At 72.6% G+C, this 13,514-nt stretch carries 13 protein-coding genes; 11 read left to right on the forward strand and 2 right to left on the reverse strand.

Features of this window, described 5'->3' with window-relative positions; all coding sequences use genetic code 11:
* Window positions 1-15: 15 nt before the first annotated feature.
* The 5 genes from pdxS (at window position 16) to AB1673_00625 (ending at window position 4,235) form a co-directional block, all read left to right on the forward strand.
* On the forward strand, window positions 16-906 hold the full coding sequence (gene pdxS, locus AB1673_00605; protein MEW6152476.1) for a pyridoxal 5'-phosphate synthase lyase subunit PdxS: 891 nt from the start codon (window positions 16-18) through the stop codon (window positions 904-906).
* 33 nt (window positions 907-939) lie between these two features.
* On the forward strand, window positions 940-1,512 hold the full coding sequence (pdxT, locus tag AB1673_00610) for a pyridoxal 5'-phosphate synthase glutaminase subunit PdxT (protein MEW6152477.1): 573 nt from the start codon (window positions 940-942) through the stop codon (window positions 1,510-1,512).
* Window positions 1,513-1,528: 16 nt separating this feature from the next.
* A complete protein-coding gene (locus AB1673_00615; protein ID MEW6152478.1) occupies window positions 1,529-2,293 on the forward strand; it encodes a YebC/PmpR family DNA-binding transcriptional regulator in 765 nt (254 codons plus the stop codon).
* 51 nt (window positions 2,294-2,344) lie between these two features.
* Window positions 2,345-2,734, forward strand: a complete 390-nt coding sequence (locus AB1673_00620) for a CBS domain-containing protein (GenBank protein ID MEW6152479.1) — start codon at window positions 2,345-2,347, stop codon at window positions 2,732-2,734.
* A gap of 91 nt (window positions 2,735-2,825) precedes the next feature.
* A complete protein-coding gene (locus AB1673_00625) occupies window positions 2,826-4,235 on the forward strand; it encodes an NADH-ubiquinone oxidoreductase-F iron-sulfur binding region domain-containing protein (protein ID MEW6152480.1) in 1,410 nt (469 codons plus the stop codon).
* 50 nt (window positions 4,236-4,285) lie between these two features.
* Here AB1673_00625 and AB1673_00630 read toward each other — a convergent pair whose 3' ends face one another.
* Window positions 4,286-4,759, reverse strand: coding sequence for a hypothetical protein (locus AB1673_00630; protein MEW6152481.1), 474 nt, complete (start codon window positions 4,757-4,759; stop codon window positions 4,286-4,288).
* Between the two features lie 421 nt (window positions 4,760-5,180).
* Between AB1673_00630 and ruvC the strand changes: the two genes are divergently transcribed.
* From ruvC to AB1673_00660, 6 genes are read left to right on the forward strand one after another with little or no spacing between them, the layout of a single operon-like run.
* Window positions 5,181-5,738, forward strand: a complete 558-nt coding sequence (gene ruvC, locus AB1673_00635) for a crossover junction endodeoxyribonuclease RuvC (GenBank protein MEW6152482.1) — start codon at window positions 5,181-5,183, stop codon at window positions 5,736-5,738.
* The gene (ruvA, locus tag AB1673_00640) at window positions 5,735-6,343 is read left to right on the forward strand and encodes a Holliday junction branch migration protein RuvA (GenBank protein MEW6152483.1); all 609 of its coding nucleotides are present in this window, start codon (window positions 5,735-5,737) and stop codon (window positions 6,341-6,343) included. The genes ruvC and ruvA overlap by 4 nt, the downstream gene beginning before the upstream one ends.
* Window positions 6,344-6,346: 3 nt before the next feature.
* Window positions 6,347-7,369, forward strand: coding sequence for a Holliday junction branch migration DNA helicase RuvB (gene ruvB / locus AB1673_00645; GenBank protein MEW6152484.1), 1,023 nt, complete (start codon window positions 6,347-6,349; stop codon window positions 7,367-7,369).
* A gap of 41 nt (window positions 7,370-7,410) precedes the next feature.
* On the forward strand, window positions 7,411-7,725 hold the full coding sequence (gene yajC / locus AB1673_00650; protein MEW6152485.1) for a preprotein translocase subunit YajC: 315 nt from the start codon (window positions 7,411-7,413) through the stop codon (window positions 7,723-7,725).
* A 56-nt stretch (window positions 7,726-7,781) separates the two neighbouring features.
* Window positions 7,782-8,306 carry an adenine phosphoribosyltransferase gene (locus AB1673_00655; GenBank protein MEW6152486.1) on the forward strand — a complete coding sequence of 175 codons (525 nt, stop codon included), beginning with the start codon at window positions 7,782-7,784 and terminating at the stop codon, window positions 8,304-8,306.
* An 8-nt stretch (window positions 8,307-8,314) separates the two neighbouring features.
* Window positions 8,315-10,558 carry a bifunctional (p)ppGpp synthetase/guanosine-3',5'-bis(diphosphate) 3'-pyrophosphohydrolase gene (locus tag AB1673_00660; protein MEW6152487.1) on the forward strand — a complete coding sequence of 748 codons (2,244 nt, stop codon included), beginning with the start codon at window positions 8,315-8,317 and terminating at the stop codon, window positions 10,556-10,558.
* An 82-nt stretch (window positions 10,559-10,640) separates the two neighbouring features.
* On the opposite strand, the gene AB1673_00665 is transcribed toward AB1673_00660, so the two are convergent.
* A complete protein-coding gene (locus AB1673_00665; GenBank protein MEW6152488.1) occupies window positions 10,641-13,514 on the reverse strand; it encodes an FtsX-like permease family protein in 2,874 nt (957 codons plus the stop codon).

Raw genomic sequence — 13,514 nt, forward strand, 5'->3', positions numbered from 1 at the left:
GGTAGACTCGCTCCCGTGGAAGGACAAGACCGCAACACCGGCACCCAGAGGGTCAAGCGGGGCCTGGCCGAGATGCTCAAGGGCGGCGTGATCATGGACGTCGTCAACGCCGAGCAGGCCCGCATCGCCGAGGACGCCGGGGCGGTGGCGGTCATGGCCCTCGAGCGGGTCCCGGCCGACATCCGCCGTGACGGCGGTGTGGCCCGGATGGCCGACCCGGCGATCATCGAGGCCATCGCCGAGGCGGTGACGGTCCCGGTGATGGCCAAGGCCCGCATCGGCCACTTCGCCGAGGCCCAGGTGCTCGAGTCCCTGGGGGTCGACTACATCGACGAGAGCGAGGTGCTGACCCCGGCCGACGAGGCCCACCACATCGACAAGTGGACCTTCTCGGTGCCGTTCGTGTGCGGCGCCACCAACTTGGGCGAGGCCCTCAGGCGCATCTCCGAGGGCGCCGCCCTGATCAGGTCCAAGGGCGAGGCGGGCACGGGCAACATCGTCGAGGCCGTCCGCCACCTGCGCTCGGTGCTGGGTGACGTGCGCCGGCTCACCCAGGCCGACGGGGCCGAGCGCTACGGGTGGGCCAAGGCGCTGGGCGCCCCCATCGCGCTGGTCGAGGAGGTGGCCGAAACCGGTCGCCTGCCCGTGCCCCTGTTCTGCGCCGGGGGCATCGCCACGCCGGCCGACGCCGCCCTGGTCCTGCAGTTGGGGGCCGAGTCGGTGTTCGTCGGGTCGGGGATCTTCAAGAGCTCTGATCCCGTGGCCCGGGCCAAGGCGGTCGTCGAGGCCACGGCCCACTTCAACGACCCGGCCATCGTGGCCAAGGTGAGCCGTGGCCTGGGTGAGGCCATGGCCGGCCAGGAGGTTTCGACCCTCGACATCCGCCTGGCCGAGCGGGGCTGGTAGGCCGGGTCATGAGCGGTGACTGGCGGCCCCCAGGTGGCCAAGGTCGGCGTCCTCGCCCTGCAGGGGGCCTTCGAGCGCCACGCTGAGGCCCTGACGGCGCTGGGGGCCGATGTCGTCCTGGCCCGGTCCCCCTACGACTTGGCGGGCATCGAGGCCCTCGTGCTGCCGGGCGGGGAGTCGACGACGCTGTCGCTGCTCCTGGAGACCTCGGAGATGTTCGGCCCGCTGGCCGACCTGCTGGCCGCGGGCGTGCCCGCCCTGGGCACGTGCGCCGGGATGATCCTGCTGGCCGCCGAGGTGCTCGACGGCCGCCCCGACCAACGCTGCTTCGGGGCCGTCGACATCGCCGTGCGCCGCAACGCCTTCGGGCGCCAGCGCGACTCGTTCGAGTCCGGCCTGGCGGTGGCCGGCCTGGCCGGAGGCCCGTTCCCCGGTGTGTTCATCCGGGCCCCGGCCGTGGAGCGGGTGGGCGAGGGGGTCGACGTGCTGGCCACGGTGGGGGACCGGCCCGTGTTGTGCCGCCAGGGCCCGGTGGTGGTGGCCGCGTTCCATCCCGAGCTCTCCGACGACCTGCGCCTCCACCAGGCGTTCCTGGCCGAGATCTAGACCCGAGGAGGGGCCGATGTCCGGACATTCGAAGTGGGCCACGATCAAGCACCGCAAGGGCGCGGCCGACAAGGCCCGGGGCAAGCTGTTCGCCCGGGTGCTCCGCCAGGTCGAGGTGGCCGCCCGTGAGGGCGGGGGCGACCTCGACGCCAACCCCACGCTACGCACGATGTACCAGAAGGCCCGCGACGCCTCCATCCCCACCGACACCATCGACCGGGCCGTCAAGCGGGGCACGGGCGAGCTCGAGGGCGTGCGCTACGAGGCCGTGACCTACGAGGGCTACGCGCCCTGCGGGGTGGCCGTCTACGTGGAGGCTCTCACCGACAACCGCAACCGCACCGGGGCCGAGGTGCGGACCGCCTTCTCGAAGAACGGCGGGTCGGCGGCCGAGCCCGGGGCCGTGGCCTGGCAGTTCGAGCGCAAGGGCGTCCTGATGGTGCGCAAGGCGTCCGAGGGCCCGACGGCCGACGAGGACGAGCTGATGATGGTGGCCCTGGAGGCCGGGGCCGAGGACATCTCCGACCAGGGAGACGTGTGGCAGGTGACGACGGCGGCTACTGACCTGGCCAGGGTGCGTGACGGGCTGGAGGCGGCCGGGGTGCTCTCCGAGTCGGCCGAGCTGACGATGCTGCCGACGACGACCGTGGCCCTCGAGACCGAAGGCGACGCCCGCCGGGTCCTCAAGGTGATCGACGCCCTGGAGGACCAGGACGACGTGCAGGCCGTGTACTCCAACTTCGACATCCCCGACGACGTCCTAGCCGCCGTCGAGGCTTAGGGGGATAGAGTTCCGGGTCTGCTCGCCCGACCGAACCGGGAGGAACGCAAGATGGAGATCGGATCGCTGCTCACCCGCGCCGTGCTGACGGTCAAGGAGGGCGACAGCCTCCGCGACGCCGCCCGGTGGATGGTGGAGCGGGGAGTGGGCTCGGCCGTGGTGATCGGCGACGGCAAACCCATAGGCATCGTGACCGACCGTGACACGCTGCGGGTCATCGCCCAGGGGGGCGACCCCAAGGCCGTCAAGGTCCGCGACTGCCTGACCAGGCGGTTGACCACTGCCAGCGAGTCGATGGAGGTGGTGGAGGCCGCCCGGGTGATGCGGGAGAAGAACTTCCGCCACCTGGTCGTCGTCGACGACGACGGCGGGCTCGTGGGGGTGTTCTCGATGCGTGACCTGGTGGTCGGGCTGATGCAGGAGATGAGCGCCACCGCCTGATGGCCGGCCTCGGCGGCCGCCACGCAGCGGGGTGGCGTGGCCCCCGGTTGTGAAAGTGAACACAATCACATGGTGCAGGTAGGATTCAGCTATGACGCTGGTCCACCGCGTGCTCTACCCGAACCCCATCGTGTCCCTCGCCGACTACGTGACCAGGGGAGGGGGTAAAGGGATCACCGCCGCCCGGGCCATGGCGCCCGAGGCGATAACGGCAAAAGTGCTGGCTGCCGGCCTGCGGGGCCGGGGCGGGGCCGGCTTCCCGACGGGCCGCAAGTGGCAGACGGTGGCCGAGAACCGCTCGCCGGTCATGCCCACCACGGTCATCGTCAACGCCGCCGAAGGCGAGCCGGGCACGTTCAAGGACCGCACGATCCTGCGCCGCAACCCGTTCCTGGTGGTCGAGGGGGCGCTCATCGCGGCCCGGGCCGTGGGAGCCGACCTGGTGATCGTGGCCACCAAGCGGTCCTTCGGCGGTGAGGTCGAGCGCCTGCGGGAGGCCATCGAGGAGGTGGAGGACGCCGGCTGGTGCGACGAGGCGTCGGTGTCGGTGTTCGAGGGCCCCGACGAGTACCTCTACGGCGAGGAGAGCGCCCTGCTGGAGACCATCGACGGGCGCTGGCCCTTCCCCCGGGTCGTACCCACGTTCCGCCGGGGCCTCATCACCGAGCTCCCACCGGAGACGCCGCCCGCCCCCGCTCTGGTCAACAACACCGAGACACTGGCCAACGTGCCCCGCATCGTGGCCCGGGGCCCGGCTTGGTTCCGCACGGTGGGCACCGAGCAGTCGCCCGGCACCATGGTGTGCACGGTCACGGGTTGGACGAAGCGGGCGGGCGTGGGCGAGGTGCGGATGGGGACGCCCCTTCGGGAGGTCATCGAAGCCATCGGGGGCGGGCCGCTGCCGGGGCGCACGATCAAGGCGGTCATGTCGGGCGTGTCCAACGGGCTCCTGCCGGCCTCGGCCCTCGACACCCCGGTGACCTACGAGGCCCTGGCCGAGGCGGGCAGCGGCCTGGGGTCGGCAGGCTTCATCGTGATCGACGACTCGGTCGACATGGCCGCCCTGGCCGCGGGGGTGGCCCGCTTCCTGTCCATCGAGTCGTGCGGGCAGTGCTCGCCCTGCAAGCTCGACGGGCTCATGCTGGCCAAGGTGCTCGCCAAGGTGAGCGCCAGCGAGGCCACCAAACACGACGCCGCCGTGTTCCGCAAGCGCCTGGCCTCGGTGGCCGACCGGTCCCGGTGCTTCCTGGCCACCCAGCAGCAGGTCGTGATCAACTCCATCATCGAGCTGTTCGGGGACGAGATGGCCGAGCACCTGGCCCACCGGGCCGCGCCCGTCGAGCCCGTGCTCATCACCGAGCTGGTCGACATCCAGGGCGGGCGGGCTGTGCTCGACGAGCGTTACCGCCGCAAGCAGCCCGACTGGACCTACAACAAGAACGACTCGGGCACCGTGCCCGTCGAGCGCTACCACGCAGTGGCCCCGCCCTGGCGTAACTGACGGGCGGTCCGCCGCGAGGGCCCAGCCCCCACCCACGCGGCCACCGCCCGTCAGGACCTTGCGCCCTCCCCGGGCCCCGGGCGGCGCCTGCTGATGACCATCCGCACCTGTTGCTCGATCACGTGGACGAGCGGGGGCCGGCGCCGGGCCGGGCGGTCATCGAAGTGTTCCCAGAACTCCGACGGGGACTGCCGGTTCGAGACGGGCCCGGTGTACTGGTAGAGGCTGATCCGGCGCCCGGGCCCCCTCATGACCAGCTTCTCCCCGCGCCGGCCGTCCTGCTGGGACAGGTCGACGGCCACGCCGTCGGCCGCCCAGGTCCGCAGGACGCGTGCACAGGAGGCGGCCGGGCGGGCCCGACGGGGCAGGCGGAGGACCAGCGTGGCGGGACGAGGGCCCGAAGGTGACCCCCGGCGGGCCACCAGGCAGTCCACCACGACGACCGGGGCGCGGACGTCGGCGAACAGCACCTGGCCCTCGAAGTGGGCGGCGGAGCGGGCCGGTTGCAGGCTGCGCCATCTCATCGGGCACGCCCGGCGGGGAGGAACGCGGAGCGGGACGTGTCCGCTGCAGGTCGAGAGCCGGCCCCAGGGCCGGCGCGGTGGCGGGCCGTCCGAGGGCCGATGTAGCCGGGGGCCGTCCGTCGTGAGTACAGCAGCCCCCGGCCGTTCACGGACCGCGCCCGCGCCCGGCGCCCGGCGATGCCGGGGTCGCGGTCGACCGTGGCGTGCTCGTCCGCCGTCTTACCCGTGGCCCGGGTCACGCTCAACCCTCCAACATCCGGAACGGATGCTCCACCGGGGTCCGGGGCGAGCAAGTGAATCGTGTGAACCGCCGCAGGGCGCTCCGCGCCCCCTGTTCGGCTCGAAGCCTATACCGGCCGGGTGCCGCCCGCCCGCCGCCGGTCCGCCATCTGGGGGCGGCTGTGGGCTAACCTCCAAACGCATGTTCGTGCTTGGCATCGACCCGGGGTTGTCCCGCTGCGGCTACGGCTGCGTCGAGGTCTCGGGCCAGGGGGGCCGGGCGGTGGCCGTGGGCGTGCTGACCACGGCCCCGTCGACGCCCATGCCCCAGCGCCTGGCCGCCCTCGACGCCGACCTGCGGGCGCTGATCGACGAGCTGCGGCCCGACGCCGTAGCCGTCGAGCGCCTGTTCTTCCAGGTCAATGCCCGCACCGCCATGGCCGTGGGCCAGGCCAGCGGCCTGGTGCTGGCGGCCGCCGCTCGGGCCGGCTGCGAGGTGGCCCAGTACACGCCCAACGAGGTCAAGCAGGCGGTGGCCGGTTACGGCGCCGCCCCCAAAGAGCAGGTGACCCGCATGGTCCAAGCCCTCCTGGGGCTGCCCGCCCCGCCCCGCCCGGCCGACGCGGCCGACGCGCTGGCCCTGGCCCTGTGCCACATGGCCATGGCCCCCCTGCGGGCCCGGGTGGCCCGTGTCGAGGGCTCGCCCCCGGCCCGGCCCCCCGCCATGCCCGCCGCCCGTCCGGCCCGGAGCCCCCGGTGATCGGCCGGCTGCGGGGCACGGTGGTCGACCGCACGCCCCGGGGTGAACTGGTCGTCGAGGTCGGTGGCGTCGGTTACCGGGTGCTGGTCGGGGCCCGGGCCCTGGCCGACCTGGGCTCGGTGGGCACCGAGGTCGTGCTCCACACCCACCTGCACGTCCGTGAGGACGCACTGGCCCTGTTCGGGTTCGCCTCCCGCGACGAGCGCGACTGCTTCGAGGCCCTCGTCGGTGCCCGGGGCGTGGGGCCGTCGCTGGCCCTGGCCATCCTGTCGGTCCACGCCCCCCGGGAGCTGGCCCGGGTGCTGGCCGAGGGCGACATCGACGCCCTCACCCTCGTGCCCGGCGTGGGCCGCAAGACAGCCGCTCGCCTCCTGCTGGAGCTCAAGGCCCGCCTCGACGTGCCCGATCTCGACGGGGCCGACGCGATGGGCGGCGGAGCCGGCGAGGCGGCCGGCTCCCCGGTGCGGGCCGACGTGCGGGCCGCCCTGGCCGGCCTCGGTTACGCGCCCGACGAGATCGTGGCCGTGCTACGGGAGCTGCCCGCCGAGGGCGGCGTCGAAGACCTGCTGCGCAGCGCCCTGCGGCTGCTGGCGGCCGCTCGCTAGGGCATGCGCAACGAACTGCTCGACACCGGTGCCGGCCCCGACGAGAGGTCGGAGGAGAGCGGGCTGCGGCCCAAGCGGCTGGACGAGTTCGTGGGCCAGGCCCAGCTCCGCCAGCACATGGAGATCCTGCTGGAGGCGGCCCGGCGGCGGTCCGAGGCCGTCGACCACCTGCTCTTCGCGGGCCCGCCCGGGCTGGGCAAGACCACGCTGGCGGCCATCGTGGCCGCCGAGCAGGGCGTCCGGCTGCGGGTCACGTCCGGCCCGGCCCTCGAGCGGGGAGGTGACCTGGCGTCGGTGCTCACCAACCTCGAAGAGGGCGAGGTGCTGTTCATCGACGAGATCCATCGCCTGAACCGGGCCGTCGAGGAGGTCCTCTACCCGGCCATGGAGGACTTCCAGCTCGACATCGTGATCGGTCGGGGGCCGTCGGCCCGTTCGGTGCGCCTCGACCTCCCCCGGTTCACCCTGGTGGGGGCGACCACCCGCACGGGCCTCATCACCGGGCCGTTGCGCGACCGGTTCGGGTTCGTGGCCCGCCTCGACTACTACGACGTGCCCGAACTGGAGACGATCGTGGGCCGGGCGGCCAGGATCCTGGGCGTGGCCGCCGAACCCGAGGGTTCGCTGGAGATCGCCCGCCGGTCCCGGGGCACGCCCAGGATCGCCAACCGCCTGCTGCGCCGGGTGCGCGACTTCGCCGAGGTCAGGGCCGACGGGGTGGTCACCCGCGAGGCCGCCCGCAAGGGCCTGGCGTTGTTCGAGATCGACGAGTCGGGGCTCGACAAGGTCGACCGGGCCATCCTGGCGGCCGTGTGCCAGCGCTTCGGCGGCGGGCCGGTGGGACTGTCGACGCTGGCCATCAGTGTGGGCGAGGCCCCCGAGACGGTGGAGGACGTCTACGAGCCCTTCCTGTTGCAGTTGGGCATGCTCAAGCGCACCCCCCGGGGCCGGGTGGCCACCCCGGCGGCCTGGGAGCACCTGGGCCTGGCCGTGCCCGAGGGCCGGCCCCCGGGCCTGTTCGGCTGACGACTGCGCTAACGTCAGGCCGCCCTCGCGGGCCTTACCCCATGGAACCTCTTTTCGCCCTCCTGATCACGTTCGGCCTCATGTGGGCCCTGCTCATCCGTCCCCAGCAGCGGCGGATGCGCAAGCACCAGGAGGTCGTGGCCTCGCTCCAGCCGGGCGACGAGATCATCACGGCCGGGGGCATCTACGGCCGGGTGCTGTCGGTCGACGACCGATCGATGGTCGTCGAGGTGTCTCCCGGGGTCGAGCTGCGGGTGTTGCGGGCGGCAGTCAGCGAGCGGGTCACGGGTGCCGGCGACGGGAACGACGGCGGCGACGGCGGCCGGGCTGACGAAGCCGACGACATCCCCGGCTGACCGGGGCCTGGGCGCAGGCCCGTCCAGGGACCGGCGGGACGCTACCTTTGGGAACGATGGCCGACGCCGAATGGTTGAAGTCCCATGTCCGTGACATCGCTGACTTCCCCAAGCCGGGCGTCGTGTTCAAGGACCTCACGCCACTGCTGGGCGTGGCCGACGCCCTGCGCTTCTGCACCGACACCATCGCCGACGCCTACGCCGGCCGCCGGGTCGACAAGGTCGTGGGCGTGGAGGCCCGGGGCTTCATCCTGGCCGCCCCCGTGGCCTACCGCATGGGCGCAGGCTTCGTCCCCGTCCGCAAGGCGGGCAAGCTGCCCTGGCGCATCGAGTCGGCCGCCTACGACCTGGAGTACGGCACCGACCTGCTCGAGGTCCACCACGACGCCCTGTCGCCCGGCGAGCACGTCCTGGTGGTCGACGACGTGCTGGCCACGGGAGGGACGGCGGACGCCACCTGCCGGCTCGTCGAACGATTGGGGGCGACCGTGGCTGGCCTGGCCTTCGTGATCGAGCTGACGTTCCTGGCAGGCCGCACCAAGTTGGGGGGGAGGGAGATGATGTCCCTCCTGGCCTACTAGAGGCCCCGGTGCCGGCCGTCGACCGCAGGGTCCTGCCTTGGCGCCGGGGCGGCGCGCCGCCGGCCCGGCCGCCCGAGCTGGCCAGTCTCGTCGAGGCCTTCCGCACCCGCCATCCCCGCTCGTCGCCCAACCGCATCTACCACGCCTACGAGCTGGCAGCCAAGGCCCACGACGGCCAGGTCCGCGTGTCGGGCGACCCTTACGTGCAGCACCCGGTGGCTGTGGCCACCATCCTGGCCGAGCTCGGCCTCGACGACGTGACCATCGCGGCCGCCCTCCTGCACGACGCCGTGGAGGACACGCCCATCACCCTCGACGACATCACCCGGGAGTTCGGGCCCGAGGTGGCCGCCATGGTCGACGGGGTGACCAAGCTCGACCGGATCCGGTTCGACTCGCGCGAGGCCCAGCAGGCGGCCACCATCCGCAAGATGCTGCTGGCCATGGCCAACGACCTGAGGGTGCTGCTCATCAAGCTGGCCGACCGGCTCCACAACATGCGCACGCTGGCCGCCCTGCCCGAGGCCAAGCAGATGCGCATCGCCCAGCAGACCCTCGACATCTACGCCCCGCTGGCCCACCGCCTGGGCGTGGCGGGCGTGAAGTGGCAGCTCGAGGACCTGGCCTTCGCCACCCTCTACCCCAAGCGCTACGCCGAGATCGAGCAGATGGTCTCGGCCCGTGCCCCCGAGCGCACCCAGTACCTCGACCGGGTCGTCGACGTGGTCCAGGCCCGCCTGGCCGAGCTGCGCATCGACGCCGACGTGACCAGCCGGCCGAAGCACAACTGGAGCATCTACGAGAAGATGGTCGTGGGCGGCAAGGAGTTCGACGAGATCTACGACTTGGTCGGCGTGCGGGTGATCGTAGCCAGCGTCAAGGACTGCTACGCCGCCCTAGGCACCATCCACGCCAGCTGGAAGCCGGTCCAGGGCCGCTTCAAGGACTACATCGCCATGCCCAAGTTCAACCTCTACCAGTCGTTGCACACGACGGTGGTGGGGCCCGAGGGCAAGCCCTTGGAGGTGCAGATCCGCACCCGGGAGATGCACATGCGGGCCGAGTTCGGGGTGGCCGCCCACTGGGGCTACAAGGAGGGCACCCAGCCGTCCAGCGATGCCGCCTGGCTCCACCGGATCGTCGACTGGCAGCGAGACACCGACGACCCCGAGGAGTTCCTCCAGACCCTCAAGGTCGACCTCGAACAGGACGAGGTCTACGTGTTCACCCCCAAGGGCAAGGTCGTGACCCTGCCCGTGGGGGCAACGCCCATCGACTTCGCCTACGCCATACACACCGAGGTCGGTCACCGCTGCATCGGGGCCAAGGTCAACGGCCGGCTCGTGCGCCTCGACAGCCGGCTGTCGTCGGGCGACACGGTCGAGGTGGTGACTTCCAAGGTGGAGGGCGCGGGGCCGTCGCGGGACTGGCTGCACGTAGTGGCCACGCCCCGGGCCCGGAACAAGATCCGCCACTGGTTCAGCCGTACCCGCCGCGAAGACGCCATCGACAACGGCCGGGAGGAGTTGGTCAAGGCGTTGCGGCGCGAGGGCCTGCCCGTGCAGAAGACCACGAGCTCGGCCCTGCTGGTCGAGGTGGCCAAGTCGATGAACTACGGCGACCTCGAATCGCTCCACGTGGCCATCGGCGAGGGGCACGTGGCCGCCCGCACCATCGCCCAGCGGGTGGCCCGGGAGATGGGGGCCGGCGAGGAGGACGACGATGACGAGGACGTGCCTCCGGCCCGGCGTTCCTCGCCCACCCGCCGGTCGCCGTCGGTAGGGGTCCACGTCGAGGGCCTGGACGACCTGATGGTGCGCCTGTCCCGCTGCTGCAACCCCATGCCCGGGGACCGGATCGTGGGTTACGTGACGACCGGGCGGGGGGTGTCGGTGCACCGGGCCGACTGCGCCAACGTGCTGGCCATGGCCCAGAACATGGCCGAGCGCCAGGTCGACGTGCAGTGGGACCGGGGTGGTGCCGGGTCGTTCGTGGTCTCGATCGAAATCGAGGCCCTCGACCGCTCCAAGCTCCTGCGGGACGTTTCGACCGTGCTGGCCGACCACCACGTGAACATCGTCTCGTGCTTCACCCACACCGGCCACGACCGGGTGGCCCGCCTGCGCTTCGAGTTCGAACTGGCCGACCCCTCCCACCTCGACTCGCTCCTGGCGACCATCAAGCGCATCGAGTCGGTCTACGACGCCTACCGGGTCGTCCCCGGCCGCGGCGCCCTCCGGGCCGTCAAGTAGGCCCACCCCCTGAAACCTGCGCGGGAATCGTGGGCGAATCGCCCACGATTCCCGCGCAGGTTTCGCGGGGTGCCGGCTCGGTTCAGTCGGCGATGCGGAGGGCGACGGCCGGGCGGATGCGGGCCGCCTGGGTGGCGGGGACGGCGGTGGCCGCCAGCGACGCCCCCAGGGCCATCACGGCCAGCACGACCAGCGACAGGACCGGGACCCCGTAGTCGAGCTCGGTCTGGCCGAACAGGTCGGAGTTGGTCAGGAGCTGGAAGCTGACGACCAGGGCCAGGACGAGGCCCACGAGCGTGCCCTGGACGGCCACGAACCCGGCCTCCAGCAGGAAGGCCCGGCGCACGGTGGCGCTGGTCAGCCCCAGGGCCCGGAGCATGCCGATGTGGCGCCGGCGCTCGCGCACGGCCCGCACCATCACCACCCCCAGCCCGGCCACACCCACGAGCAGGCCGAGCACGAGGTAACCCTGCATCAGGCGCAGGAAGCCCTGCTGCTGGCTGAGCTGAGCGCTGATCAACGATGAGACGGTGGCCGCGTCGGTGCCGAACTGCACGAGGTTGCCGGTGAGCGACCGGGCCGCCTCGCTCGGGTCGACCCCCTCGTCGACGGCTACGTAGTGGCGGTTGGAGACCGACGCCGCCCCCAGGAACTCGCGGGCCAGGGCGGCGCTGGCCACGACCCCCTGATCGAGCCAGTCCGACGCCAGGACCCCGGCCACGGTGAGCTGGCGGGTGTCGTTGGTGGACGGGTTGAAAGCCTCGATCACGTCGCCCGCCCGGACGAGGCTCTGGGGCGGCCCCCCGCCCTCTTGCAGGAACGAACTGGCCACCACCACGAGGTCGCTGGCCTCCACGACCGCTTCCCAGACTTCGGCGTCGGACCCGAACCGCCCCATCCGTCCCGACAGCACGGGGTGGCCCTCTTGGATGAAGCTCCGGTCGAACCCCGAGAACGTCCACGGCGTGAGGGTGGGCCGGGTGGGGGAGGAGAACCGCACGGTGCCCCGCACGATGGGGGCCACCCGGTCGATGGCGTCCTGGGCGAACAGGGTGTTGATCGTGGCCGGGTTGGAGGCGTTGGAGTCCAAGATCAGGTCGAACCCGGCGCTCGACTCCCGGGTGAACCGCGGCACCTGCTTGCCGAACATGTGCGAGAACACGGCCAGGAACGTGAGCACGAACAGGATCAGCGCGTAGATGCCCAGCAGCATGGACGTGCGGAAGCGGCGGGCCACGGGGTAAGCGAAGGCCAGGCGGGCGGCCAGGTTGCCCCTGGTCCCCGCGGCCCGGGCGATGGCCCGGCCCACGACGTCGGCGTTGGTCGCGCCGATGGCGATGGCCGCGGCCACCAGGATGATGCCCTGGACGACGAAGGTCGGGATGTTGCCCCCGTCGAAGGAGCGGGGGAACACGCTGAAGCAGCCCGTGGCCCACAGGATGACCAGCCCGCCCAGCCAGGTGACGGCCGCCCGCCGGCTGACCACCCGGCTCATCAGGGGTACGGCCGAGGCGGCTGCCAGGGGTACGCCCACCAGGGTGCCGAACCAGTTCTGGTAGTTCAGCCCGGCGGCCAGGAGCCCGCCCCCGGCCGCCACCCCCAGGGCGCTGAGGGCCAAGGCCCGGGGACGGCGCTTGCCGGCCTGGCCGTCGGGCAGGTCACGGATGGCCCGGATCACGTTCATGCCGCCGATGCGGACGCTGGCCACCCATACGGTGAGCAGGGCGATGGTGCCCCCGATGACGAACCCGCTCAGCACGCTCGTGGGCCGGGCCGTGAACTGCAGGGCGGTGCTCACGGTCTCGCCCTGGTCCGGGCCGAATATGCCCTCGGCGGCCACGACCACCACCCGGCCCACCCCCACGCCGGCCAGCGCCCCGGCCAGCGCGGCCAGCAGCGAGTAGATGCCCCCTTCGGCCCCGAAGGCCCGCACGAGCTGGTTGCGCTTGAGGCCGACGGCCCGCAGCATGCCCAGTTCGGCCTTCCGCTCGTCGGCCAGCATCACGAAGATGTTCACCAGCAGGAGCACGCCGGCGGTCACGCTGAAGGCCCCGATGCCCCCGAAGAGCTGGACGAACTGGCGGGCGTCGGCGTCGGCCCGCTCCAGCAGGTCGCGCTTGACGGCTCGCACCTCGGTGTTGGGCATGGCCCCGATCCGGTCCTCGAGGACGGCCATGACGGCTCCCGTCCCCTTGGCCCCGTCGTAGACCCCGCCCTCGTTGGACACCATGACCAGGCCCACCGGGGGGATCGTCCCCGCGCCCTGGAACAGGGGGGGTGCCAGGGCGGCGATGGTCCCGGGGGCCACGAAGGCGGACGGCCGCCCGTAACCGGCCAGACCGATGCGAGGGACGACGTCGCGCACCGTGAGGGAGCGCTGGGCCCCGAAGGAGAACAGCTCGACCCGGTCACCGGGCCGCACGCCCAGGGCGCGGGCCGCGTCCTCGGGGATCACGACGTCATTACCCGCGGGGGTGACGCCCGCCCCGGCCAGCCCGGTGGCCGCGGGGTCACCGCCGAAGGCCCGGGCTTCGTCGAAGTCGACCTCGAGCAGGGTGACCGAGGGCAGGGCGCGGGGGTCGGGCCCGGGCCGCTGGAGGGAGGCGGGCGCACTGATGGCCGTCAGCACCCCGTCGGTCCCCGGGACGCCCCGGCGCACGGCCGCGTCGGCCGAGGACAGCCCCGACAGGCCGGTGACGGTCACCACCTCGTCGACCGGGCCCAGTTCGGTACGGGCCGCGTCGCGCACCGAGGCCCGCAGCGTGTCTCCCACCACGAACGAGGCGGTGACTATGGCCGTGCCGAGGAGGGAACCGGCGATGATCAGTGCGGCCTCGCCCCGGCGCCGGGCCAGGTTGCGTACGGCCAGCCGCCTGACCAAGGGCCGGCGGGCCATGTCGTGGAGGATGAGCAGGACCAGGGGTGCGGCCAGGGCGGCCAGCGCCCAGGTCAGCAC

This window comes from Actinomycetota bacterium (genome assembly GCA_040754375.1).
In the GTDB taxonomy this organism is placed as follows: Bacteria; Actinomycetota; Acidimicrobiia; order Acidimicrobiales; family AC-14; genus JBFMCT01.

Coding starts and splice junctions, on each gene's coding strand:
- AB1673_00615 (MEW6152478.1), top strand. CDS start 1,529: ATGTCCGGACATTCGAAGTGGGCCACGATCAAGCACCGCAAGGGCGCG.
- AB1673_00620 (MEW6152479.1), top strand. CDS start 2,345: ATGGAGATCGGATCGCTGCTCACCCGCGCCGTGCTGACGGTCAAGGAG.
- AB1673_00625 (MEW6152480.1), top strand. CDS start 2,826: ATGACGCTGGTCCACCGCGTGCTCTACCCGAACCCCATCGTGTCCCTC.
- AB1673_00630 (MEW6152481.1), bottom strand. CDS start 4,759: ATGAGATGGCGCAGCCTGCAACCGGCCCGCTCCGCCGCCCACTTCGAG.
- ruvC (MEW6152482.1), top strand. CDS start 5,181: ATGTTCGTGCTTGGCATCGACCCGGGGTTGTCCCGCTGCGGCTACGGC.
- ruvB (MEW6152484.1), top strand. CDS start 6,347: ATGCGCAACGAACTGCTCGACACCGGTGCCGGCCCCGACGAGAGGTCG.
- yajC (MEW6152485.1), top strand. CDS start 7,411: ATGGAACCTCTTTTCGCCCTCCTGATCACGTTCGGCCTCATGTGGGCC.
- AB1673_00655 (MEW6152486.1), top strand. CDS start 7,782: ATGGCCGACGCCGAATGGTTGAAGTCCCATGTCCGTGACATCGCTGAC.